Source organism: Amycolatopsis sp. SID8362 (assembly GCF_010550475.1).
In the GTDB taxonomy this organism is placed as follows: domain Bacteria; phylum Actinomycetota; class Actinomycetes; order Mycobacteriales; family Pseudonocardiaceae; genus Amycolatopsis; species Amycolatopsis eburnea.
Map to the genome: position 1 here is coordinate 1 of NZ_JAAGNB010001701.1, position 478 is coordinate 478.

General features: G+C 77.6%; 1 pseudogene. It reads right to left on the bottom strand.

The features are described from left to right. Nucleotides 1-478: pseudogene (locus tag G3I65_RS52045) on the bottom strand (hypothetical protein); the annotation flags it as partial.

Genomic DNA, 478 nt, shown 5'->3' on the forward strand with positions numbered 1-478 from the left:
GGCCGATGGTCGGCGTCTTGCCGCCGCCGGGGATGCCGCCCGGGCCGGTGCCGGTGGGCAGGCCGGTGATCGGGTCGATGCCCGGCGGGGTGAACCCGGGGATCGGGCTGCCGCCGCGGCCGATGGTGGTGCCGCCGCCACCGACGTCCGGGATGGTCGGGATCGACGGCGGCGTGTAGCCGCTCCCGCCCGGGCCGCCGCTCGACGGGATGCCGGACGGCGAGAAGCCGGACGTCGTCGTCGAGTCGTCGAAACCGGGGACCGACGAGCCGGGGATGCCGGAGCCGCTGAAGCTGCCGCCGGGGATGTCCGGGATGCCGGACGGCGAGAAGCCCGAGCCACCAGGACCACCGCTCGCCGCCGGGATACCCGCCCCGGAGAAGCCGGAGCCACCGGCCCCGCCGCCGCCGGGGATGCCGCTTCCGGAGAAGCCCTCGGTGCCGGAGCCGCCCGCGATGCCCGCACCGCCACCGGGGAT